The organism is Runella sp. (genome assembly GCF_965279615.1).
Lineage (GTDB): Bacteria > Bacteroidota > Bacteroidia > Cytophagales > Spirosomataceae > Runella.
In genome coordinates, this window is the sequence record NZ_OZ257252.1 from 8052074 (window position 1) to 8077309 (window position 25236).

Here is a 25236-nt window from a genome sequence, read left to right on the forward strand (position 1 = left end):
AGTAGTCCATTAAAAATACTTTGCATTAATTGTTTGACCCCATCCGGGGTCAGATATTTGTAGTAATGCTGCTCTTTTCTACAAACATCTGACCCCGGATGGGGTCAAACAACTGCGAAATGCATCAAACTATTTTAGCCAATGTACCTAAGAAGCAGGAAATAAACTTTGCTCCATAAATTCCCTTATTACTGGATACGGCTTTTCATTCGGTATTTATTTCAGTAATATCAATTGACCCACATGATAAGCCAAATGGGTTGTTCTGGTAATAATGATATTAAGTTTATTTCGATGAGGCTCTTTAATGAAATCTTCAGCAGAAACCGAAGTGTGTTTTTCAAACCATTCATCCACCGAAAGGCTCGCCAATTTTTGGGTTAAGTTTTCGAGTTGATTTTTCCATAAGGCTCTCAATTCTTGAGGAGAAGGAATTACCTCGACTGATTTGTCAGGAGATTTTACAAATATTTCAAAAAGCTCGGGATGCTCTTTATCGCCTAGATTCAATAAAGGAAGCATATCATCGTGCACGGCAATCAGATGCCCCAACAGGTAGATTCCTCGGTTCTTATTTGGGGCAATTTCTTTTTGCAATTGTTCATCGGTAATTGCATTGAGGATAGTATCACCATTTTTAAGCAGGGTGTTCCATCTGTCAAATACCATTTTTACGATCAGTTGATTTGTGGTCATAGCTCTAAGTTTTATAATAGTTTACTGTTTCTTTCCTGCCAAATGCGGCCCTAAAATGCTCATGTTGCTCTTGCAACGGCAATTTCTAAAAATGAGCCTTTCGCTGAGTTTTATGCCCTAAAATTGCAAAGCTGTTATTTTATGCTGCAAAGGTATTGCCTAAATGTTACTTCTAAAGGGTGTAAAATAGACAATGTAAAGGGTGAATTTGGACAAATACGCAAATATGACTTTACGGAAGAAATGAAATAAACTAGCTGATGATCATCAGACCTGTGTCTTTTACCATTATGTCATAGGTAAAAAATTACAAATTGTTCGTCGGTCGCTCACGCAACTCGCAAAATCTTCTCCATCTTTCGGCCCTTCGCCAACTCATCTACCAACTTATCCAAATACCGAACCTGTTGCGTCAAAGGATTTTCGATTTCTTCTATACGATATCCACAGATTACTCCGGTAATTAAGTACGCATTGGGGTTTAGCGAAGCATATTCGAAAAATGTTTCAAAAGTTACTTTTTCTGTTATCAGTTCCTCCAGTCTCGTGTTATCGAAGCCTGTGAGCCACTCAATGACCTGATGTAATTCTTCTTTTGTTCTGCCTTTCTTTTCTACTTTTGTCAGATACATAGGATAGACAGAAGAAAAGGTCATTTTTGCGATACGCTGATTGTGTGTATTGGAGTTGTTCATATGAAATTACTGATGATGAACCTAGGCATAAAAGGTCTGTCGACTATTTAGTTAATAATTTCTCCTTTATTATTCGCCAACTTTTCCCGCAATTTTTGGATTTCTTCGGGCATTTGTTTTACCCAATCCGGTATTTCGCCAATAATTTTTAGGGGCGTTTGGGTACGATATGAGCGTGTAGGGTTACCCGGGAATTTTTTGTTTGTAAGGTTCGGGTCATTTTCAAATTCCCCTGTGGGTTCAACAATATAAACACGTTCACGTCCATCACCTTTTGCTAATGCTGCTGCAAGTCCGGCCCCATTGAGTAAGGCTGTGAAATAAATATGATTCATTGTGAGTTCTGACTTGTAATTAGACCCGTACCCTGCTGTGAGAAAATCACCAACCTCCAGATCCGCCTTCGAGCCATGATAAAAAGGTCCCTTGTCAGACGGTTTGTCAGTGCATGAATTTGCCAATTCATAATTTTCGTTTGCCTTGTCAAAGTCGTTTAAGGCCTCATAACATTTTGCGATGTTAATATATAGAGAAGCAAAAGCTCCCTTAACCGAGTCGTTATTTATTTTTAATGCAAGCTGTAAAGCCATTTGAAACCGGCTTAATCTGTCCGGAACATTTATTTGATGTCGAGCCATATAATAAGCAGCAAGAAATTTTTCAAATTCGTTTGTCGCTTCGTTCCAGGCTTGAACGAATATTCTGCCGGCTTCTTCAGGTTGGCCTTTTTCTTCAAAGTCCATACCTTGGAGGCAGAGTTTGACAATAGTATTGAAGGGACTGAATTCCATTTTTTGTTTTTTTTGCTAATAGTTAACTGCAAGGTAAATTACAATAGTGATAGCTACTATGAAAATAATTCCAAAGCCGGCCAAAATGCCTTTTAGTAAGCCTCTCTTTTTGTCAATTTTTCATTTGTCAATCCTTCGTAAATATTCTTCTGCATTTGACCGATTGATTATTTATGAAATTTAAATTATTGATACGTTTAGAAATTTCGGATTTTAAAATTGCTTTTTTTGCTCGCGCTTACTGCAAAAAAACCTGTAATGATTCCATTATAGTTTTGACAATTTTCCGCCATTTCTTATTTTAAATTTCGCTCTTTTAAAAGATTTTCTAACTCTTGATTGTTATATTTTGAATTATTGATCAATTTGTATGCAAAAAACAAAGGGATTAGCGTGAAAAAACCTAAACTGTTTTTTATGACGCTGTAAAGTACAATTCCTATAAGGAAGCCAATTAATAGAGCATTAATTATGGAAACTGATTTTCTTTTTTTTGCTTCCTGTACTAATTCTTGGTCTGTTAATTCTGAGAGATTTCTTTCCTGCATTTTCTTTATTTTGTTTGTGATATTGCTTTGCCGGATAGTCTTTTCATAATGGTCTCCAATGATCAGAGCTTTTGTTTTATGCGCTTTTTTGCAAAATAAATGCTTCCGTTATAAAAAGCAAATTTTTCAAAATTTGTTTTGTAAGGTTTTGATTTACAGTGGATTGTGTCTGGTTTTTGAGTTTTTTCTTTAAACAGATGCTAAAATAACTTCCTTTCTCTTTCTACTTTTAAGGACTTTCAATGGATTTTTGATTTTCTTTATAGCGTTTGATTTACATGCTTGTAAATGAGCGCAGGCTTGATGTTATAAGTGGGTCAAGATAGTAACACTGATTAGAATAGTCGCGTGAAACAGGTATTTTATCCCTCTTTCTTGAGAAATCCTCCAAATTTCGTTAAAATTAGACTTCATTAACCTGACTATACCCTTGAAACGATTTTTACTGCTTCTTGCGGTTGGAGTATCTGTACTTTGCGCGGATTCATCCTGCCAAAATCTCACCATTAAAGGTCTTCAACAACCCGTAGAGGTCATTCGTGACCGATGGGGAATTTCGCACATTTATGCCCAAAATGACCATGATCTGTTCATGGCGCAGGGCTACGTGGCGGCTTCTGATCGCCTGTTTCAGTTGGAAATTTGGCGCCGGCAAGCTACCGGAACCACGGCGGAATTGCTCGGTAAAAAAGAATTGAAACGCGACATCGGCAGTCGATTGTTTAAATTCAGGGGAAATCTTACGGCCGAACTGGCGCATTATCACCCTCGGAGTACGCTCATTATCAATGCGTTTGTAGAAGGGATCAATGCGTACATTCGTGAGATGCGGGCATCGCCCGAAAAGCTTCCGTTTGAGTTTAAGGTTCTGAACACCTTGCCGGACTATTGGACACCCGAGATCGTTATCAGTCGGCATCAGGGATTGTTGAGCAATGTGAAGGAGGAACTCAACAATGCCCGGATTGTGTCGTTGGTGGGAGCGGATAAATTGCGTGAATTACAGTGGTTTCACCCCGCCAAAACAGCCAACGAGCCCGATTTGACGTTGGATAAGCTCGTGAACGGTGAAGAGATCTTTCAGAATATTTTGGAACTCTACGAAGCGTTTCGCGCTCCTTTAAAATTTACCAAAGACGACAAAAAAGCAAGTTTGACGCCTGCCTTTGATTTTGACAGTTGGTACGAGGAAGAAAAACTCAATGTAGGTTCCAACAACTGGATCATTGATGGAAAGCTTTCGCAAAGCGGTTATCCGATGCTCGCCAATGATCCACACCGCGCACAATCGGTGCCGTCGCTGCGGTACTGGGTGCATTTACACGCGCCGGGATGGAATGTAGTGGGAGCGGGAGAGCCGTCATTGCCGGGCGTTTCGGTAGGTCATAACGAAGTGGCTTCGTGGGGTTTGACCATTTTTGAAACCGACAACGAAGACCTGTATGTCTACGAAACCAATCCTCAAAATGCGGATCAGTACAAATACCAAGGAAAATGGGAAGCCCTTAAAATAATCAGGGACACGGTAAAAATAGCGGGACAACAGCCCGAAATTGTGACGCTTAAATACACTCGCCACGGGCCGGTGGTGTTTGAAGACGCAGCAAAAAATAAACTTTACGCGGTACGGGCCGGTTGGCAGGAAGTGGGCTGTGCGCCTTATTTGGCGAGTTTGCGCATGAATCAGGCTCGTACATGGGAAGAGTTCAGAACGGCATGCAGTTTCAGCCGTATTCCCGGTGAGAACATGATCTATGCCGACAAAAACGGCCACATCGGTTGGCAGGCGGTGGGTATTTCACCCATTCGTAAAAACTGGACGGGGCTTGTGCCCGTTCCCGGCGATGGGCGCTATGAGTGGGCGGGTTATTTGCCGATTCAGCTTTTGCCAAACAAATTTGATCCTGCGGAAGGTTATGTAGCAACCGCCAATAATAACATGACACCCGTTGACTTTCCGAATCGTAATGCCATTGGCTGGACGTGGGCTAATCCCGTTCGGGCCCATCGCATTGAAGAAGTGCTGACCGCCGGCAAACGAATGTCATTGCAGGATTTTGCGACCTTGCAAACCGATTACTTATCAGGAACGGCCCGGACATTGGTCCCGCTTTTGCTGAAAGCCTTGGAGCCGAATGCAAAAAAAGAGAGCAAAGAAGTAGCCAAAGCCCAAAGCCTGTTGCAGGAATGGGATTACCAGTTGAAGCCTAATTCCATTGCCGCCGCCGTTTATGTGCAGTGGGAAACCGAATTCCGAAAAAGCATCTACCAATTGACCGTTCCGGAAACCATTCAGACCTACTTTAAAACGCTGCCAACCAAACGGTTGGTGGATTGGACGGTTACGCCTCGACCTGAATTCGGGTCTGATCCGATCAAGATGCGTAATAAATTGTTGGTGAACGCTTTAGATAAAGCAATTTTGGAGTTGACCGCGCGTTTGGGAAACAATATGGATCAGTGGCAGTACGGGCAGGCTAAAAATAAACACATTACGCTTACGCACATTTTGAGTGATTTGGTGAGCGCCGATCAAAAGGCGAAGATCAATCTTGGGCCTTTGCCGCGCGGTGGCTACGGGGAAGTGGTGGGCAATACCGGCAATAACCTCAATCAGGAACACGGCGCTTCGTTTCGGATTTTAGTGGATACCGAAAACTGGGATAAAACCTTGGGGATCAATAACCCCGGTCAATCGGCCAATCCCGACGATCCGCATTATTCCGACCTGTTTGAACTATGGGCCAAAGACGGTTATTTTCCCGTTTATTTTTCCAAGGATAAAATTAAGAGCGTAGCCGACCGAACATGGACGCTGAAGCCTAACTAGAAATTTGTACATTTGCGGCCATTCGGTCAACCGTTGCGGGGAAATGCCGGGAAATAATTGGTCATTCCTGACGTGATGCACTGGACCCAACATGACCACTCATGACTAATTTTTGACAATGCGTGTTTGTTTTGTAATGCCTGCCTTGCCTCATTACTTTAAGCTGATTCTGAACAAGATCGTAGCGGGGACAGGGTACGAAGTTTTGATGATAAAGCCCGCTCAAAAAGGAAAAGCAACGGGGGCAGCGGTAAAAGAAGAAACAGACAATACACTGTTTCAAGTCATTGAGTTGGAAGAATACCGCGCTTGGTACGGCAAACCTTTTTTTAAGGATCTGTTGCCAACGCTCAAAGCGTTTCAACCTGATATTGTCATCATTACAACGTGGCCTTATTTTTTATATCTGACGCTTAACCCTTTCTTTTATTGGAAGTTACGTGGCTTGGGAGCTAAGCTCATTGCGCGCGATATTCCATTCAATTATGCCATTTGGGGAAGGGTGCAGGAATTCTATTTTTCACCCCAATTTCTTTCCGAAAATTTTCAGGATACCAACAAAACATGGATAGGGTTTATTCTTTTCTGGATCGCCTCTTTTCTGCGCCGCCTGAATTTACCCTTGGCCGATGCCCACATTAATTACATTGACGAAGCCCACGAGATCATCGGCAGTTATGGCGTACCGCCGGAGAAGATATTTGTCATTTCCAATTCGCCCGATACCGATGAACTGTTGGCCGCGTTTGAAAAGGTTAAAAAACGCCCTGCTTTATTACCCCCCAATCCGCATCGCCTGATTCATGTGGGGCGTTTGGTGCAATGGAAACGGGTCGATCTGATCATTGAAGCGGTGAAGAAATTACAATCGACGTATTCCGACATTGAATTGGTGGTGGTAGGGTTTGGTCCGGAATTGGAAAAACTAAAGGCGCAAGCCGCTGAGGCAGGACTGGCAGATGCCGTGCGTTTTGTGGGAGGCGTGTATAACTCGGAGGATCTGGGCCAATACCTGCACGAATCAGCGGTGTATGTGCTTGGTGGCATGGGCGGTTTGTCAATCAACGATGCCATGTGTTTTGCCAAGCCCATCGTATGCTCCGTGGCCGACGGCACCGAAAAGCGACTGGTACGGGAAGGGCTTAACGGCTATTATTTCAAGAACGGAGATGCCGGCGATTTAGCACGGGTTTTAGACTTGATACTGGCTGATCCTGAACGCCTCCTGGCATTTGGAGAACATTCATTGGCGATCATTAAAAATGAGATAAACATACAGACCGTTATCGAAGGGTATCGCAACGTATTTGAATTTGTAACGAAGAAATGAAGATTCTTAACATTGTAGGCGCACGGCCTAATTTTATGAAAGTAGCGCCGCTGCACCGTGCTTTTCAGAAAAAAAGTGAGATCGAATCAAAAATCGTTCACACGGGGCAGCATTATGACGCCAAGATGTCGGACGTATTTTTTAACCAATTGGAATTGCCCAAACCTGATTACTTTTTGGGAATCGGCGGCGGATCGCATACCCAACAGACGGCCAAGATCATGTTGGAGTTTGAGAAGGTAATGGAGGTTGAGCAGCCCGATCTGGTGTTGGTAGTAGGAGATGTGACATCCACCATTGCCTGTGCGTTGGTAGCTACCAAAATGCACATTCCGATTGCTCACGTAGAGGCGGGATTACGCAGCGGTGACCGTCGGATGCCCGAAGAGATCAACCGTATTTTGACGGATAGTATTTCAGATTATTTGTTTGTGACCGAACAGGCCGGCATTGATAATCTCAAACACGAAGGGGTGCCTGACGAAAAAGTGTTTATGGTGGGCAATTGCATGATAGACTCACTGGTGCACTATCGCCAAAAGGCGAGCATGCTGGATATTATGCCTTCGTTGGGCGTGTCAAAGGGTGATTTTGTGTTGATGACCATGCACCGACCCGCCAATGTGGACACCGCCGAAGGGCTAACGAGTATTTTGCAAATCATTGAAAATACAACTCCTTACAAAAAAGTCCTGTTCCCGATTCATCCTCGGACGAAGAATAACATTGAAAAATTTGGTTTAAAAGCAAAATTGGACGCCATCCAAGGCTTGATTTTGACCGAACCGCAGGGCTATCTTGAATTCCTGCATTTGATGGAAAACTCAGCGTTGGTCGTAACCGATTCAGGCGGAATTCAGGAAGAAACCACGTACCTGCAAGTGCCGTGCCTGACCTTCCGCGACAGCACCGAACGCCCCGTAACGGTAGAACTGGGAACCAACCAATTATTGGCAGACCTCAACCCCGAAACGGTTCATGAAAAAGTGCTCGAAACCCTCGAAGGGCGTACCAAAAAAGGCATTATTCCCCCTCTGTGGGACGGCAACGCCGCAGAGCGGATCGCTGCTGTTTTAGTGGAAAAATTCAATAACTAACGATTTTATTTAACCGAAACTAACGCCCGTGGGTATTGTTGTACGTCAAAGCCTCAAAGCCAGTCTAGGCTCCTATTTAGGCGTGTTGGTGGGTGTTATCAATCAGATGTATGTTTCCACCGAATTTTTATCGGTGGAGCAGTATGCATTGTCACGCATTCTTTTTGAGAACAGTCTTTTGTTTGCTTCGTTTGCGCATTTAGGAACTCCCTTTATTGTAGATCGTTATTTCAGCCTTTTCCGAAACGACGAAGAAAAGCACGGAGGTATTTTGAGTTTTTTGCTGATGCTGCCTTTGGTCGGCGTTGTTCTTTTCGGACTGGTATATTGGTTGTTTACTCCGTTGATCGTAGGCTATTTTTCCAAAAATTCCGCTTTATTGGTTGATTACCATTTCTTAGTGATTCCACTGACGGTGTTTTGGATCTACATTACAGTGTTGGATGCCTATTGTCGAAATAACTCGCGTATTGCCGTTCCGATGTTTATTCGAGAGGTGTATCTGCGCGTGGCCAATGTGTTGTTGGTGATTATATTTGGCATAGGTTGGATCAATTTTGATTGGATGCTTTATCTCATTATTGCCGCCTACGGATTTGCGGTGGTTTTGTTCATAGGCTATATCATTGTATTGGGAAAAGGATATTGGCGTTGGCCCGACCGCAGGATTCTTACAACATCCCTGCTGAAACAAATGTTGGGTTATGGTACTTTCACCGTTTTAGGGGCATTAGGGGTAAATATTATCCTATTTATTGACCGAACCATGTTAGCCGGTGAACGCGATCTGGTCAATGCGGGAATTTTTATTGTCGCTTCTTACATGGCAAGTGTCATTGAAATTCCGAGAAAAGCGTTGGCTCAAATTTCCATTCCGATCCTGACCCAACATTTACGTAATGACGATTTTGCACAATTGGAAAAAATGAACCGGAAAACGGCGCTGCATTTGTTATTGAGTGGTGGCTTGGTGTTTCTGTTGATATGGGTGAATATTGACGATATATTTTACCTGCTTCCCAAAAGCAACGTATACGGCGAAGGGAAGTATGTGGTGCTTTTTCTGCTGATTACCAAGTTGTTTGACATGGCGGCTGGACTCAATACCGAAATTATTTTGTACTCAAAACATTACAAAATGGCCACATGGATCATCATTTTTACGGCACTTTTGGGCTTTTTTCTTAACCTTTGGCTGATCTCATCGTATGGATTCATCGGGGCGGCGATAGCTACTTCCTTTACAACGTTGGTCTATTCTGCCTTGAGAATGGGATATATAAAATATCGTTTCGGTATTTCGCCCTATTCGGCACAAAGTATACAGGTTTTGGTGGTATTTAGTGGTGTTTTTTTGCTTTCGTACTTGATGCCTTCACATACCCAAACTCCTCTGATGGCTATGACATGGATTGTCATTCGTACAGCGGTAGTTTGTAGTTTGTTGGGGTTCTATGTGTGGAAATGGCGAGTGTCAGAGGAGATAAACGGTTTACTGGATACTGTTCTGGCGCGGTTTAAGTGATTTATTTATTAAAAATTGATAGACGATCATACAATGATTAAGGCATTGAAAAAACAGGTTTGGCAATTGCTGAATGCTTTGAAATTGGGGGGAAGTGTGCAATTATATTTGGAGAGTGAATTAAAGAACAACGGTTGGTTCAGAAGTTTTCATACAAAGCGTTCGGTAGATGCCGCCGGAAAACCGCTTCCTTGGTGCACTTATCCTTTTATTGCGTTTATTGGACCGCGTTTGAAAAACCATTTTACTGTTTTTGAATATGGCTCAGGCAATTCTACCCGTTGGTATTCAACTCATGTAAAATCAGTACAGGCGGTAGAGCATGACGAAGCATGGGTAAAGGAAGTGTCTCAACAACTCCCGGCCAATGCCAAAGTAATGTACCGAGAATTGGGTGAGAAATACGTGAAAGCCGTTCAAATAACCGGTAATAACTACCATATCATCGTAGTGGATGGTCGAAAAAGAGTAGAATGTATGCGTTTTTCTGTAGACTCACTGACTCCCGATGGCGTCTTGATCTTGGATAATTCAGAACGTGAAAGCTATGCTGAGGTGAAAGGTTTTATGCAAAGCCAAGGTTTTCGATGGATCGATTTTTACGGTATGGCGCCTATCGTATCGCACCTTACCTGCACCACGATTTTTTATCGAACTACTAATTGCCTGGGAATCTGATGAATTCTGCAACTAAATCGACTAAGTCCTTTTGGTGGTTGTTTGGACTGTATGCGGTCATTTGTGTTGGTTTTGCGATTTTTCGACAGTATCCGCTTCGAAGCGATTCATTGGTTTATTTTACGTGGGCAAGTCGAGCGGCCCAAATGCGTACGTGGTTTCCGTATCCCGAAACGATCTATGACCCTTGGCTGGCCAGTTTGTTTCACGTCAATCTGGGAGCCTTATTTCTGCGAATATACAATGCGACCGTTACGGTACATTTGCTGAATGCAGGCATTAATTTGCTGCAATTGTATTTAGTTTATCGCCTTACCCTTAAATTTTTTGGTGAACAAAGCGCCCTGACAGCGGCGTGGATGTATGTGCTTTATTTGAACAGTTTGGGCTTGGTGGTTTTGAATTTGAGCGAACTGACTTTTACTACCTGTACTTTGCTCAGCAGTTGGTTCTATTTTCAAAAACCCAATTTTAAATGGGGTTTTTTATCCGGATTAATGGCAGGTTTTGCTTTGGGATGTCGACCGTTGATCGTAGCGCTATTGCTGATATACGGGTTGGTATGGTTATGGAATTGGAAGTTTAATCAACGAAATGATTATAAACAATTAATAGGAATCGGTTTGGGAGTATTGCTGTTTGTATTGCCAATGGGAATGTACAGTAAATCTCAAACGGGGCAGTTTGTCTATTCCACTACGACAGGACCCATCAATTTACTCATGAGCGGTTTTGACGGTGCAACGGGCATCTACAACGACTCCATTCTCAAAAACGATTCGGTCTATCTGTCAAAAAAAACGTTTTATGAGAAAGGAGATTACATTCAAAACCGTGCTGTAAAATGGATCGTGGGTCACCCGGCAAAATGGCTTTCATTTTGGCCGCTAAAGATCAAAACCACGTTTGTAAATGATGATATTGCCATCAGCCCGCTGCTGGGAAATCCGAACTGGAATTTTGAACGATTTATCAAAGATGCTCGACAACCTCGGGCAAAGCGGCAATTTTGGCAACAGCCACTTGCCTATTGCATTGCCTTCTTAACGATTCACACGCTTCAATTTGGATACTATTTGCTGTTGTTGGGCGTGTGGGGATATCAATTGGTTTTTTATTGGCGACAACGTCCTACTGCTCCGCTAATTGTTTGGGTCGTTAATGGTTTCACTTTTTTAGGATTTATGATGACGTACGTTGGCTCGCAGGGAAACCTTCGATATAAATATCCTTATTTGGTAATATCATTTATTATAATTGCACCTGTTATCACTTTCCTTAAAAATGTAATTGCACAAAGAAAAACCTTGTCTCCATGAAAAAGCCACTTCTATTCTGCACACTTTTTTTTACACTGACAGCATACGCCGTATTGGGACAGTCGTCAGAAGGGATCAATAACTTTCTGTTAATGAAAGGCAATAACGGGTTAACGGCATCTTCTCCAACGGGTGATCCCAGAACCTATTTAAAATTAAGAAATGAAGCTACGATTCCTTCCTCTCTTGTTTCTATTGAATTATCGTCGGGTAGTGGTGGAGCTTCGACATCAACATTTCTGTCCCATCATGCTAAGGAATATGACTATGCAAATGGTGCTTTTGCCGGTTTTGGGCAAATCTATTCGCGGGACAATGGGCTGATCTTACGTTCGGGCAGTGCACAAAATCCTTTTGGCGTTATAAAATTTATGACCGGCAATGATCTGTATGGTAACTTTTCTCTGGAAAGGATGCGAATAGACGCATACGGAAATGTCGGGATTGGCGTAAGAAATCCTAAATCGAAATTACAAGTCACTGACGGCGATGTGTATGTCGACAATCCGAGCAGAGGAATTATTTTAAAATCGCCGAGCGGATTTTGTTGGCGTGTTACAGTTGACGATGCGGGGAATCTTATTCGAACGCAAATCAACTGCCCTGAATAAATCGTTTCTGCGGTTACTTCGTAAAACTCATAATTTCCACAGCCGGCTCGCCCACATAGAGTTTTAAGACGGCACCGTCGACAGAGAATTTAGTGACGTTTTTCAGGTTGTTCAGAAAATTTGTCTCGGCTTTCATCAGGTCGGGAGAGCCGGCCATTTTGGTCATTCCAATGGGCTCAACGAGTTGAATGGTGGAATTTGCCTCGTTGTACGTGAAAGTGGTACTGTAAAGATTGATGAATGACCGCCCGCCCACCTGCAATTTATTGGCGGTTTCGGTCGTCGTAAATTCGAGCGTGGCTTCGCCGTTGGAAGGCACTGTAGTGTCTTTCAAGTAGCCCGTAAATGTCCATTTTCCCGGTAATTTATCGAAGCTTACGCGGGTATTGATGACGTTTTGGGAGTTATTCAATTCATTATCAGCAATTATACTTTTTTGATTGCAGCTTGCTGCGAGGAGTAAAACAACAAAAAGGGCGCTTATTCTGATCATGGCTAAAAGCATTTAGGATTGTCATTGTTAACCGAATGACGTTTCCTAAACGCTTTTGGTTGGAAATTACGTTCTGATTTTATATACCTGACCGCTGCATGGTGCAATGTGTGCCTGCGATGCCGGTGAAGTCTGAAACACCAAATCATACTTGCTGACATCAATTACAGTTAAAGCAGCCTCGAATTCGTGGCTCAAATTAGCCACAAAAAAATATGTTGGATTTGTTGCCTGCGTCCAGGCGATGAGCGTACGACCGTTCGTATCGGGTGGGAGCAGCCAACGAATTTCGCGGTCTGCTATTTCTTCCCAAATACTTTCGGCAAACAAACGAAGTTGGGTGAGTTGTTGGAATTGCTCCATGTTTTCTCCCCATTCAAACGGTCCGTGGGTTACTTTGTCGGTTTCGGCATCGTCGTGGATTTGGAAAACGTATAACTTAGTATATTCTTCGTTTTTGGCCCGTTCGAAATGGAGGTTTCGAACTTCAAACCCAAGACTGTAATAACTCGGCATGTCTGTCAGAAACAGCCCGACAAAATAGCGTACGATGTTGCCCGTTCTATAAAACTCGTCAAATCGAGGATCGTCTTTGTCGGCCGTAATGATGGTAAAGCTTGGGGCAAAAGTACGAGTCCGGAGCAATTGGTCATATAACGTAAATCGTTCGTTAAATTCCTGTGAATCAATGACCGACGCTTGGAGGTCGCCTAAGGTTGCATCGGCTTCGATGGCTTCTAAATGGTCAAACTCGTCGCCATAACCCATGACATTGGGTGGCGCAATGAAGGTTTCGGCGTAGAAGGCAAAGTAAGGCGCGCTGTGCTGCTGAACGTATTTTTTAACGGCACAGAGCGGATCGTAGAAAGCATCCGTTTGAGTAGGAACACCGTCGGGGCGCATTTGGACGTGGGCCATGTCGCCGCGCATAAAATCAAAATTGAACTGCTGTTGGCATTCGAGGTATTTTCGGGTAAAATACTGCCAGGCCGCTACGTTGGGTCGTCCAAAATCCAGTTCCCACTGTTGATTATCGTTTTTGGAGTGGTAAAAACGATAGCGCGTCAGCGGCCCGAATACCCGCGACATGGCTTGCGGATGATCAAATTCGTATTGATACCAAGGCGCCCCCCGCTCGTCGACGATGAACACGTCAGGATTGATATGAAGGCCGCGGTAGGGAGGCGCCATTGTCATGGGCAAAGTTTCAAAATCATGTGCCAACAGCGTTTGCATGAGCGCAATGCGTCGATGAAGGCGCTGCTGTTGGTCAAATCCAAAGATAATTTCCTGACGTCTTTTATCGCTTATAATAGGTGTTGACGGGTCAAAAAGGATATTTTTGTCGAAATCCAACCAACTGCCGTCGGCGGCGCCGTGGTGATGCAAATGTTGCCAAATGACCTCTTCAACCTGTTGCCAAATATGTTCGGAATGGTCAACGAGTTGAGGTCCTTCCCGACGTACCCATTCAAAAAGCCGAGGGTGAATCAAGGCAATTTCTGAAAAACGGTCGGTGTGCGGAATGACATCCAAGCCCACCGTTTTACCCAAAGCATGAAGTACATTTACGACTGCTTTGAGTTGTTTTTCAACAGTATCCAACCATGGAACGGCCCGTTGAAGTTGCCAACTGTAAAACTCGCCGTTAATATTCCAACTCACTTTTCCGTATAAACTGCCAACGACTCCCGGCTCCCAAATCGGGAGCAAGTGTATAGAATCATGAAATGTAGGTAGGGTGAGTGCATATCCAACGACATTCCAAAAACTGCCGATGGTGCGAACATTCACGCCGGCCATGTTGGATTTTTTAAGCCATTGACTGTCAGTGTGGGAAATTAAGGGCGAAGGAATTGTTTCCTCCGGATTGAGTGCCCGCATCAATGTATCCCTCCCCAATCGCTTTTGAAGCGTGTCCAACACCTGAAAAACGTCAAATTTGGTGGCAAATTCAGGCAGCAGATGAGGGACAAAAGAAGTCTGTGCTCGCTCATAATCAGCGATGTGTTGGTGGTATTTGCTGCGCCAATCCTGCACGTACGCATTGCGTGAGGAAGGCGTAGAAAAATTCAGTATGTTCATCATAGGTTGTGTAAGGCGGCAAAATAATACTTTTTTCGAAAAAAGTACAAAGAAAAACGCCCGTCGCTTATTACTTTACTGACCACTCAATGATACCGCCGGCATATTCTTTTGGCAACATTACTTCCATTTTCAACGCTTTGGCTTCTACGGGTTCAAAAGATAATTCATTGTATTGGTCTTTAGCTATGCCAAAGGCACCTTTGGGTTCAACGGATTTCCACTCGCCTGCCTTATTTTGGTATACTAACTTCCAAGAAGCGGGCACGCGGCAACCGCCCCAAGGGCCGTCGTCAAACCAATAAACTTTGGTGGAAGAAATGGTGGTGGGCCGGTCAAACGTGTATTGTACCCATTGCAGTGTATCTTTCATGGGCCACCAATGGTAGTAAATATTGTCGTGGTCGTTGGAGTTTTTGGGCTCTGCCTGATCGTTAAGCGCCATGAGCGTTTTAGTCATATGAGAAGCCGTCAAGGTGCTTTTTGAGGCAATGGTAGGCGCGGGAAGCGGGCGGGATGCCGCAGGTTTTGTACCAAACCAAACGGCCATTTCACCGGGGCCGCGATTGGCCCACGCGTAGTAGGGAATCGCTTCAAAAGCGGTTTTAGAGACGTTGATCTGATTATCCAATGTCCGTTTAGACTGTTGAGCTTCTCCCTTAATGACCGTAACACCATCTAAAAAATCGGGACGATACGAAGCCGTTAGCGGCGTTTCGGGATTCAGAACCAGATTAAGAACGTGCCCTTCCGCAAAGTCGGGCCATTCGGCGCAGTAAACAATAGGTCCGCGCTGGATCGCAATTTTGCTTTGGTCAGCAGCCACTTTGTCGTTGGCGGCAATTTGACGAACAGGCATGGGTAAGTCCAAACTGATCACGTCCCCTTTTTTCCACTCCCTTTTAAGCACAGCGTAGTCATTTTCAAGGTGATATTCGGCGGGTTTTCCATTCACACTAATAGTAAAAGGCGTATCATCTTTCTTTGTGAAGGTATATAAACCACTCGGCAAGGGTTGATTTTGTGCCCATCCCGGTATCCGAATTGCCATTTCAAAATGCTTACGCTTGTCCGGATTGAGCGTAAAGTCTACTTTCCCGGCCCAAGGATATTGGGTATTTTGCGCAATTTGCAGGGCCGTTCCGTTGATTAAGATCTCGGCAGTGCTGTTAATGAATAAGTTGGCAAATACGCGGTCATTTTGTTGCGCATAGACATAACCCGGCACCGAAGGAATGAATCGACACACATTGCTCGGACAACAGGCGCACCCAAACCACGCGCTGCGCGAGTGTTGCCCCAACGATTCCAACGGATTGGGATAAAAGAAACGGTCGCCGCTGAGCGATACGCCCGACACCATGCCGTTATACAGCGTGCGTTCCAATACATCGTAGAAACGGGCATCGCCGTGAAGCAGGAACAGGCGGTAATTCCAGTAAATATTGCCAATTGAAGCACAGGTTTCGTTGTAGGCCGACATGTTGGGCAGCTCGTAAGCCGCCCCAAATCCTTCATGACCGCCCGCCGCGCCAATGCCGCCCGTCAGGTAAAACTTGTCGTCGATGATGTCTTCCCAGATTTTATCAATGGCGTTGAGGTAGGCTTTATCGCCCGTGATGGCAGCCACATCAGCCATCCCGGCGTACATATAAGTAGCGCGGACGGCGTGCCCGACGGCCTCTGTTTGTTCCGTGACTTTTTTGTGGTCTTGGCTGTATTCTTTGCCTTTGCCGCGCACGTCCAGAAAGAATTTGGCCAGGTCAAGGTATTTTTTCTGATTGGTAGTTCGGTACAATTTTACCAGTGCCATCTCCACGATCTGATGCCCCGGGGCGTAATCTAACTTGCCGGGGCCAAATTCTTTGCAAAGCAAGTCTGCATTTTTGATGGCAATGTTCAGTAATGATTTTTTGCCGGTAGCCTGATAATGCGCTACGGCGGCCTCGATCAGATGCCCGCTGTTGTACAGTTCATGACTCAGATCTGACTCTTTTTCCCAACGTTTCAAACCCGACCACGGGTGCGGATGCAACGGGTCAATGGTGCGGGTGGTATATAGATAACCGTCGGGTTCCTGCGCTTTGCCCACGTAGCGAATGAGTGTATCAATGCGTGCTTCCAGGTTTTTGTCGGGAAATGTTTGCAGAGAAAAACTTGCTCCTTCAATGATCTTGTAAATATCGGTATCATCAAAAGGGTATTCGGTGCAGAACTTGCCTGTTTTGAGCTTGGCGGCAAACAAAAAGTTGTTGACTCGTCCCGTAGTATAGCATTGCTCCAGCGCGATGGGAATCGTGACTTCGTGATTGCGTTTGATGCGCGGTGCCCAAAATTGGTCATTTACTTTCACCGACGTAAACGGCACCGGCTGAATCGGATAGTCGCCTTTGGGTTGGCCTTTGAGGTTGCCAATACCGCAGGAGAAGAGCCCTGCCAAGAGGAGTATTATTTCAAGCTTTTTCATATCTATCGTTAAAAATACACGTTTGCCAACCATTTGCCCCTCCTAAGGAATCTCCGTTTCTCAGCGCAATTTTTTTTATTTTTCCGATTTTTGCCGTGTTCAAAAATAGCGATAATCTCGTTTCTTTCACAGAAAATCGCCGCCGGATTTGCCGATAATTCTTCTTGATTTCGGGTAGACTTGATTAATAAGAAAACCCGTCAGCGTATGGGTTTTAGCTGACGGGTTTTGGAATAATTTCTCAATAAATGTTAAGGTAAGGTTCGAGTATGAAATTCACCACTGATGGCAGGCCCGATGTTGTCGCATTCCTGATTTTCATTTCCGACAAGATGACAATCAATCAACAAATCCATGAAACCGTAAAAGGTATCGGTAAAGCGTACCGTTGAGAAGCAGTTATAGGTGTTGATGGATATCAAACACATCTTAAAGATTAACAATTGCCCCGAATCGCTTTTTGTACTTATTGATATAAATGCCTGATTATTAATAGTTCACATTTGTTAATAAGCAAAATACTTTTTAGATTTGTTTAGAAAGCGGAAGCTTTTGAGTAATAGTAAAAAAGGTATTAACACCATTTCTGATAAATGACCATGCTTAAACTTTGTTACTTCATTCTTTCGCTCGGTTTGTTTGCACTTTTAGGTTGCAATACGGAAACAAAACCGCGAATCATCCCGCCCATCTTTACCCCCGAAATCGCCGTCGAAACTTCTGACCCGTTATTGCCGGATTCTATCTTTACGTATCGGCCTGTTTTCGGGAAAAACGAACCTATTCGTCAATTTCCTTTTGGGCCGGCCAACTCACCTGACCCTAATGTACGATTAACAAAAGTTACTTCTAACGGCAAACTATTGCGGTCTTATGAATATACTACCCAAGGCCGACTTATAGAACGAACTGACTATTACGCAGATGGTTTACACGTTTATAAGAAACATACCTATAATTATGACACCATTGGAATAGTGCATATTACATCGCAACTTAATAATGAAGCGCCCAATGCTTACGTATACGGTATTCCTAAAACCAATGAGCTGAGTCTGAGCCGCAAGATCGGGTATGTTTCTTTGAGCGATACAGCTTTCAAAGTCTTAAAAACTACAAATACCGTATTTACGGATTGGAACCAACCAAAAGGAATCGTGGAAACTCGTTTAGGTTTTAATGCTGCGGGGGCATTGATTTGGGAAGAAAAGAATAACCAATGGGATAGACTGGCCGAGTATACGCTCTATCGTCGAGATCAAATTGGAAATGTGATTTTACAGCGTTACGGAGCATTATCTCGAAAATGGAAGAATCAGTATTTTACGTATGACACGAAGCCTAACCCTTTCCGAACAACGGGTGATTTTTTGCTGCCGGAAGTAGTTGATTTTGATGCAACGAATATCAATAACATGGTGACTCAACGGGTTATTGATTCCGAAAGTCGCAGGGATAGCATTACTTACACTTATAGCTACCGCTCGGATGGCTACCCTGATGAGGTAAAACTGTACCGTGCCGGGCAATTGGTAGGTACAATTGGCTTTTCTTATAATCAATAACAATTTAAAGGGAGTAATTTTATTTCTGCGCTATTATCACCAGATCGGTGGTTTTCGAGCCATCGTTGGTTGGGAAATCTTTACGTTGCAGATCAATAATTTTAAAACCGATTTCATTGAGCGCATCCACCAATTCATCTCCCGGGTGATAATGCATATATATTTCACTGCCGGAACTTGATTTTTTCAAGCCTGATTTACTGTAATCGTCTTCCATTGTGCTTAAATAAAGCACGCCCTCGTGTTCTAATAATCGATAAGCGTCAACGATCAATTTTGCAGCTTCCTCTCTTGATAAATAGGGTAAACAAAACCCGCACATAATGGCATTGTATTTTTTACCGATCAAGGCAATATCCCGGCAATCCATTAACTGAAACTCAGCGGTAGGATTATTGATCTGGGCAAGGTTCAGCATGTTTTGAGCCAGATCAATGCCCAGTATCTTAAAATCAGGTCGCTTTCTTAACAAATAGGCCGTAATATTCCCCGGCCCACAGGCAACATCTAAAACAGTGGCATTTTCGGTGGGTATATATTGACAAAAAACATCAAATGTATCATTGTACAACTCCAAGTCCATGAACTTTTCCTGGTATTGGAGAGCATATTTGTCAAATACTTCAATGGCCATTTTGGTTTTGTCCATATTTTCGAAATTTCTTGTAAAATAGTGTAAATTAATGGTTTAGGGAGTGGATTTTGTGCCCTGTTCTTGAAAAAGTACATTGTTTCAATCGGATTTTCTTAGCCCAAAATCATATCGTTCATCAATGATCCGTTTCAACATTCCTATTTGTCCGCAATGATACATGGTGTGTTTTATATTCCAGTCTATTGCTTCGAACTTTGTTTTTGCAATTGGATGCGGGGTTGGAGTGGCTACTAACTTTTCTTCCAATTGAGAAGGAGTTAAGGCGCTGATTATGTTTATAGATTTTTGTTGAACAACTGCCAAGTGATTTAACAGGTCTTGCGGGTTGGTTTTTCCGGTGGCGTTTTCGGGCAGAGCATTCGTAAAAAGTCCATCATATTCTTTAAGCGGAATCTTTTGAATAATGTCCGGTTGATGCCCTACGATAACCATAACTGAATGAAAATAGTGGCTCATGATCAAATGCCCAACCTGCCAACTTATACTTGACTCAACAACGGCAGGAATTGTTTCCCATTTATCAAAAGCAATGCTTCTGATAAGCTTATTTGTCCACTCATAAGCGCCCTCTGTTTGTTTTGTTAAAATGTCAATTTCAGTCATTTTTAGTGGAAAAGTTTGTGTACTATTATTTCTATTTCCCACCTCCCGTCGTCGTCAATGGCAGCGTCCAGGCCGGAGGTTCAACATTTAACAAATGACGCACAAAGAAATCCCGACGCTTGCGTTCGCCGTATTCGCCGCCGGTAGAGTGGGCCATGTTGGGAACCATCAGAAAGTCGAAATCTTTGTTGGCTTTGATGAGCGCGTTGACCAATTGCATGGTAGAAGCAGGGTCCACATTATCGTCTACCTCGCCCAAGATCAGCAATAATTTCCCCCGAAGTTTTTCGGCGTGAGTCACGTTGGAGCATTCAGCATAATGGGGGCCAATGGGATAGCCCATCCATTGTTCGTTCCACCATATCTTGTCCATGCGGTTGTCGTGGCAGCCGCACGATGATACGCCTACTTTGTAAAAATCAGGGTACAACAATAGTCCTCCTGTTGAACTTTGCCCGCCTGCCGAGGTGCCATAGATGCCAACACGGCTGATGTCAAAAGAAGGATATTTGCGAGCGGCTTCCTGCATCCACAAAATACGGTCGGGAAAACCGGCGTCTTTCAGGTTTTGCCAGCATACATCATGGAAGGCTTTGGAGCGGTTGGAAGTGCCCATTCCGTCGAGTTGAACAACGATAAAGCCCAATTCGGCCAATTCAAACATAGAACGGTTGTAGGTCATAAATGATTTGGGCGTAAACGAACTGTGCGGCCCCGCGTAAATATTCTCGATGACGGGGTACTTTTTGGCAGGGTCGAAGTTGGTGGGACGAACGATGATGCCCCAAATGTCGGTTTTGCCGTCACGACCTTTTGCCGTAAAGATTTCCGGTGCGCGCCAGCCTGCTTTCTGCCATTCGGAAATGTCGGCTTTTTCCAATTCCATCACGACCGAACCATCGGTGGCCGAGCGTAAAACCGTCGTTTGCGGCATGTCTACCCGAGAATAAGTATCCACGAAATACTGCTTGTCGGGCGAGAAATACGCTGTATGGTTGGCATTGTCGGAAGTGAGCGGCGTTAGCCCCGAACCGTCGAAATTGATTTGGTAATAATGAACAAAGTACGGGTCCTGTTGGGCATTCATACCGGCGGCGGCAAAAGTGATCGTCCTTTTTTCTTCATTGACATTCACCACATTACGTACAAGCCACTCACCTTTGGTAATTTGTTTTTTGACTTTCCCCGTCAGCCCGTCATACAAATAAAGGTGGTTCCAACCGTCACGTTCCGACGCCCAGATGATCTCTTTTCCGTCGGCAACGTCGTAGCGATAGCGTTTTCCGCTGTAATCAATGAATGTTTTGCTTTGCTCATCAATAAGCGCCCGAATGGCTCCGTTGGCGGCATTTACTTCCAAAACACGGTATGCCTGATGACCGCGTTGGTTGTACTCAAACGTAAACGCGCGACTGTCTTTACGCCAATCTATGCGTGAGAGGCTGTATTGATGATTGAATAAAGCGTCATCAATGGAGATCTGTTTGCGCTCTTCGACCAAAAAAAGCTGAGGTTGAAGCACGGGTAACGCATCGCCCGGTTTGAGGTACTCACGACTTTCGAGTTTGGGTTGGAGTTGGTCTTCGGGTGACGAGCGTACAAAATAGATCAGGTGTTTTTGATTGGGGCGTATTTTGGCGGAAACCAGTTTTTTAGAATCGGGAGACCACTGTACATAACCCGAATAATAGTCGCCTTCGGAGCCGTCAAAACTCATTTGAGTTTCTTTTTTTGTCTTTTCAGAACGGACATACAAATTATAATTCTTGATGTAAGCCGTTAAGGTGCTGTCGGGTGAGAAGACAGGCTTATCGTTTTGGCCATTGTCACGGGCGCCCCAATAACGCCGATCTTCGGGTCGAATAAGTTCTTTTTTGCGTAAATTAGTGGATGTCAGCCCGTACGTCCACACAAATCCTTCCGCGCTGAATTCAATGTCTTTGTCATCTTTGCTGTAAGTGAAAGTGCTGAAAGGCAAGGCATAAGGCTCTATTTTCTTTTTGGCAGCTTCTGAAAGTTGTTGTGCCAGCCGTTCGTGATCAAATGCGGGCTGACGGAGCTTTGAGGATGGGCTGACGGCGATAAATTCTTTGCCGCGTGCTGTTTGAACAACATACCACGCCCATTGGCTGCTCGTTGACCAATTGACCAACGCGGGAGAATTGTACACTTTGTCTCTGAGCCGATTTTTAAGTGTTTCGGAACGTTGGTAATCTTCCAATCTTCCCTGAGCCAGTAAGGGTTGGAAGGAGTATGTCAAAAGGCCAACTAATAACGCAATAAACAATGAATTGCGATTGTATTTCAATAGACGAAAAGGCATGGAAAGTAAGGGTTTAGAATACAAATTTATATCCCTTTTTTGGGTATTTCTCCCCACCGATTGCCAAAATTCAGTACTATTTTAACTTTTGTAAACTTGCCGGGGCGTTTTACTTCGCGGTAAATCGCAAGGCTTTTAAAGAGGAAGCCGGTTTTTCGAGCCGGTAGTACTTTACGCTTTATTCGTTTTTTTTACAGTAAACGCCATTTGGGGAAGATGCTCATTAATCAGTGTGGTGGGACTCATGTTGTATTTCTTTTTGAATACTTTATTAAAACTGGCAATGCTGGTATAGCCGAGTTGGGTTGCAATTTCTGCTACTGTCCATCTATTTTGTAAAAGCAGATTTTTGGCAATATCAAGCTTACTGTTTAGATGGTATTCATAGGGAGCAGAGCCGTAGATCTGCCGGAAACATTTCTTGAATTTTGACAAACTCATGTTTGCTTCACCGGCTAAAAACTCCAATGGAGGAAGCATATTCGTCGCCAAAAAGTAACGACTTTCCACCTCCATCACTTGTTTAATGTCGCTTTGACTGAATTTTCCTTCCGTAACCTCAGACAGAGGAGGGGCGATCTGGTTAATAAAGTCGACGATCAATTCATAACATTGAGCTTCCACCGAAAGCGACCAACTCAAATCACGCGTATCCTCAAAAAGCTTATCGAAAGAAAAAATTCGTTCAAAAAGGGAAATTCCCTGAAAATAAACCCCGCTTTCTGACATCAACATACTGATAAACGGCGCTTCGTTCTCATTATCTGTGTTTATGCCAAGTTTTTCACAAAGCCAATCCCGGTGAAAGCTGATGGAAACAAAGCGTGACCGTTTTTTGACGGGCCAAACCGTGTTCACGGTCATTTTAGAGCTATAAAAAAGGCTCGATTTATACGCCTTGATTTCGTGTTTTGTTTTATTATTGATCAGATAGTATGTATGAGCCTCTTCAGAAAGAGTAAAGGTTAAAATCCAGTAATCATTGGTTTGAATCGATTCTTTCAGTGTGTTGAGTGGAGCATCCCAACAAATGTCACCCAAAACGACGGCGACTTTATCAGGCTCAATGATGAGAGAGTTTAGCTTGAAGAAAAAATTACCTTTTGAATAATTAAACCCATAAGGTGATTGGGGGACTGTGCCAAATTGCTCAGCTACTTGTGCCATCCAGTTTTTCGATGGCCTAAGTCCTAAGGTAATTTCCATAAGTTGAGTTAATTAACTACGATATTATTAGCCGTTTTAAGTATGATCATATGAGTCTTTGGGGTAAATGCATTACTAAATCGTCAGCAATATAAGTCTATTAAATGTAAAATATGATTATTGTCAGGTGATAATTTTTAATTTTTTTTATGAACCTAATGCAAGGGAAAAAGCGGGTGTTTGGTTAAAATTGGTTTTTAAAACTGGAAGAAATGTGCTAAATTCGCGAAAAACAAAGCCTTTATTGAGGAATAAGCACTAACTTCGCAACCAAGCCACACAATTTTGATACGTTGCTATTACGCTAACTGCTGGCACAACCAATTGTTGGTTTTAAAGTTAAAAATTTGTAAACTTCGGAATGGCATCTTTTTATTATATGGTAAATTTTCTCTTTTTCGTTCACCCTAACGCTTTACCCCTTGACTTTTGACGATTTTGATTTTGACGAAGAACTTTTAGATGGTCTGCACTCGATGGGATTTAATCAGCCAACCCCCATTCAGGCTCAAGCTATTCCGGTTATTTTAAATAATAAAGATTTGATTGCCTGCGCCCAAACGGGTACCGGCAAAACGGCAGCGTATTTGTTGCCCGTTCTAAACAAGATCATTGACGCCTCCTCCGGTAATCGCCATCTCAATACCCTTATTCTCGCTCCAACGCGTGAATTGGCGATTCAGATCGACCAACAGATTGAAGGATTGGGCTATTTTACTGGCGTGAGTTCCATTGCTATTTACGGCGGCGGCGACGGTGCCGCCTGGAGTCAGCAGCGAAAAGCACTGGCCGAAGGAAGTGAGGTGATCATTGCTACACCCGGGCGTTTGATCGCGCTGTTGCAAATGGGTGAAATCAACTTCGGCAATCTTCAGCACCTTATTCTGGACGAGGCCGACCGTATGCTGGATATGGGTTTCTACGATGATATTATTCGGATAATCAGCTATTTACCCCAAAAACGACAAACATTGCTCTTCTCGGCAACCATGCCGCCTAAGATCAGAACGTTGGCCAATACCATTTTGCATAAACCTGAACAGATCAGTATTGCGGTGGCTAAACCCGCCGAAGGTATTTTGCAACTTGCTTATCTGGTGTATGACGAACAAAAAATAGCGTTGCTCAAAAATATTCTGAAAGAAGGAGATTTCGGCAGTGTCATTATTTTTGCCTCTACCAAAGAGAATGTTAAAAAATTGGACGAGGAACTGCGTCGTAATAAATTGGTTGCCAAGGCATTTCACTCTGATTTAGACCAGAAAGAACGCGAAGGGATTCTTCGTGAATTCAAAAATAAAGCACTCCCCATTTTGATTGGAACCGATATACTTTCTCGCGGGATAGATGTGGAGGGAATCAGTTTGGTCGTGAATTATAATGTTCCTCACGACCCCGAAGACTATATTCACCGGATCGGACGTACGGCCAGAGCCGAAACCACCGGTACTGCGATTACCTTTATCAATGATAAAGATCAACGTAAATTTGTGGCTATTGAGCGAATGATCGGGAAAGAAATTCCTAAAATGTCGCTGCCGGCGTCTTTAGGTGCGGGACCCATTTATGGTCAGCCCGGAGCTGCAAAAGAAGTAAATCCCCAACGTAAGAAAAAGCCTTTTAAACAAAGAGGAAATCGGCCCGGAACGTCTAATTCTACACGGCCCAAAAGCGGAACATAGAAGCCCCGGAAAGAGATTATGCCGAACCCGTGAGTAG

21 protein-coding genes are annotated in these 25236 nt (G+C 43.6%); 9 read left to right on the forward strand and 12 right to left on the reverse strand.

Annotated elements, in window-relative coordinates; translation table 11 throughout:
• Positions 1–216: 216 nt before the first annotated feature.
• From ACQY73_RS34220 to ACQY73_RS34235, 4 genes are all read right to left on the reverse strand, one after another.
• Positions 217–696 (reverse strand): DinB family protein, encoded by a 480-nt coding sequence (locus ACQY73_RS34220; protein ID WP_428659390.1) that lies wholly within the window; start codon positions 694–696, stop codon positions 217–219.
• Between the two features lie 329 nt (positions 697–1025).
• The gene (locus ACQY73_RS34225) at positions 1026–1391 is read right to left on the reverse strand and encodes a DUF2200 domain-containing protein (protein WP_428659393.1); all 366 of its coding nucleotides are present in this window, start codon (positions 1389–1391) and stop codon (positions 1026–1028) included.
• 47 nt (positions 1392–1438) lie between these two features.
• Entirely contained in the window at positions 1439–1852 is a 414-nt protein-coding gene (arr, locus tag ACQY73_RS34230; RefSeq protein WP_428668587.1) for an NAD(+)--rifampin ADP-ribosyltransferase, read from the reverse strand.
• Between the two features lie 626 nt (positions 1853–2478).
• On the reverse strand, positions 2479–2730 hold the full coding sequence (locus ACQY73_RS34235; protein WP_428659395.1) for an FUSC family protein: 252 nt from the start codon (positions 2728–2730) through the stop codon (positions 2479–2481).
• Positions 2731–3160: 430 nt separating this feature from the next.
• Between ACQY73_RS34235 and ACQY73_RS34240 the strand changes: the two genes are divergently transcribed.
• From ACQY73_RS34240 to ACQY73_RS34270, 7 genes are all read left to right on the forward strand, one after another.
• Positions 3161–5560 carry a penicillin acylase family protein gene (locus tag ACQY73_RS34240; protein WP_428659398.1) on the forward strand — a complete coding sequence of 800 codons (2400 nt, stop codon included), beginning with the start codon at positions 3161–3163 and terminating at the stop codon, positions 5558–5560.
• 118 nt (positions 5561–5678) lie between these two features.
• Complete coding sequence (locus ACQY73_RS34245; protein WP_428659401.1) at positions 5679–6890, forward strand: glycosyltransferase family 4 protein; 1212 nt, start codon at positions 5679–5681, stop codon at positions 6888–6890.
• Complete coding sequence (gene wecB, locus ACQY73_RS34250; protein WP_428659404.1) at positions 6887–7987, forward strand: non-hydrolyzing UDP-N-acetylglucosamine 2-epimerase; 1101 nt, start codon at positions 6887–6889, stop codon at positions 7985–7987. Before ACQY73_RS34245 ends, wecB begins: the two co-directional genes overlap by 4 nt.
• A 28-nt stretch (positions 7988–8015) precedes the next feature.
• Positions 8016–9512 (forward strand): polysaccharide biosynthesis C-terminal domain-containing protein, encoded by a 1497-nt coding sequence (locus tag ACQY73_RS34255; protein ID WP_428659407.1) that lies wholly within the window; start codon positions 8016–8018, stop codon positions 9510–9512.
• 33 nt (positions 9513–9545) lie between these two features.
• Positions 9546–10190 carry an FkbM family methyltransferase gene (locus ACQY73_RS34260; RefSeq protein ID WP_428659410.1) on the forward strand — a complete coding sequence of 215 codons (645 nt, stop codon included), beginning with the start codon at positions 9546–9548 and terminating at the stop codon, positions 10188–10190.
• On the forward strand, positions 10190–11509 hold the full coding sequence (locus ACQY73_RS34265) for an ArnT family glycosyltransferase (protein ID WP_428659413.1): 1320 nt from the start codon (positions 10190–10192) through the stop codon (positions 11507–11509). The genes ACQY73_RS34260 and ACQY73_RS34265 overlap by 1 nt, the downstream gene beginning before the upstream one ends.
• Entirely contained in the window at positions 11506–12120 is a 615-nt protein-coding gene (locus tag ACQY73_RS34270; RefSeq protein WP_428659415.1) for a hypothetical protein, read from the forward strand. Before ACQY73_RS34265 ends, ACQY73_RS34270 begins: the two co-directional genes overlap by 4 nt.
• 13 nt (positions 12121–12133) lie before the next feature.
• On the opposite strand, the gene ACQY73_RS34275 is transcribed toward ACQY73_RS34270, so the two are convergent.
• The 4 genes from ACQY73_RS34275 to ACQY73_RS34290 form a co-directional block, all read right to left on the reverse strand.
• Entirely contained in the window at positions 12134–12613 is a 480-nt protein-coding gene (locus ACQY73_RS34275; protein ID WP_428659417.1) for an META domain-containing protein, read from the reverse strand.
• Positions 12614–12679: 66 nt separating this feature from the next.
• Entirely contained in the window at positions 12680–14701 is a 2022-nt protein-coding gene (locus ACQY73_RS34280) for a hypothetical protein (protein ID WP_428659420.1), read from the reverse strand.
• Positions 14702–14768: 67 nt separating this feature from the next.
• A complete protein-coding gene (locus ACQY73_RS34285; RefSeq protein ID WP_428659423.1) occupies positions 14769–17165 on the reverse strand; it encodes a glycoside hydrolase family 127 protein in 2397 nt (798 codons plus the stop codon).
• Positions 17166–17416: 251 nt separating this feature from the next.
• Positions 17417–17587, reverse strand: a complete 171-nt coding sequence (locus ACQY73_RS34290; protein ID WP_428659426.1) for a hypothetical protein — start codon at positions 17585–17587, stop codon at positions 17417–17419.
• A 177-nt stretch (positions 17588–17764) separates the two neighbouring features.
• On the opposite strand from ACQY73_RS34290, the gene ACQY73_RS34295 reads away from it, so the two are divergent.
• A complete protein-coding gene (locus ACQY73_RS34295) occupies positions 17765–18730 on the forward strand; it encodes a hypothetical protein (RefSeq protein WP_428659428.1) in 966 nt (321 codons plus the stop codon).
• Between the two features lie 19 nt (positions 18731–18749).
• Here ACQY73_RS34295 and ACQY73_RS34300 read toward each other — a convergent pair whose 3' ends face one another.
• From ACQY73_RS34300 to ACQY73_RS34315, 4 genes are all read right to left on the reverse strand, one after another.
• Positions 18750–19379: a class I SAM-dependent methyltransferase gene (locus ACQY73_RS34300; protein WP_428659431.1), complete on the reverse strand. Its 630-nt coding sequence runs from the start codon at positions 19377–19379 to the stop codon at positions 18750–18752.
• A gap of 84 nt (positions 19380–19463) precedes the next feature.
• Positions 19464–19988 carry a DinB family protein gene (locus tag ACQY73_RS34305; RefSeq protein WP_428659434.1) on the reverse strand — a complete coding sequence of 175 codons (525 nt, stop codon included), beginning with the start codon at positions 19986–19988 and terminating at the stop codon, positions 19464–19466.
• A 31-nt stretch (positions 19989–20019) separates the two neighbouring features.
• Complete coding sequence (locus ACQY73_RS34310; protein ID WP_428659437.1) at positions 20020–22311, reverse strand: DPP IV N-terminal domain-containing protein; 2292 nt, start codon at positions 22309–22311, stop codon at positions 20020–20022.
• A gap of 171 nt (positions 22312–22482) precedes the next feature.
• Positions 22483–23517: a helix-turn-helix domain-containing protein gene (locus ACQY73_RS34315; RefSeq protein WP_428659440.1), complete on the reverse strand. Its 1035-nt coding sequence runs from the start codon at positions 23515–23517 to the stop codon at positions 22483–22485.
• Positions 23518–23939: 422 nt separating this feature from the next.
• On the opposite strand from ACQY73_RS34315, the gene ACQY73_RS34320 reads away from it, so the two are divergent.
• Positions 23940–25199, forward strand: a complete 1260-nt coding sequence (locus ACQY73_RS34320) for a DEAD/DEAH box helicase (RefSeq protein WP_428659443.1) — start codon at positions 23940–23942, stop codon at positions 25197–25199.
• Positions 25200–25236 lie beyond the last annotated feature (37 nt).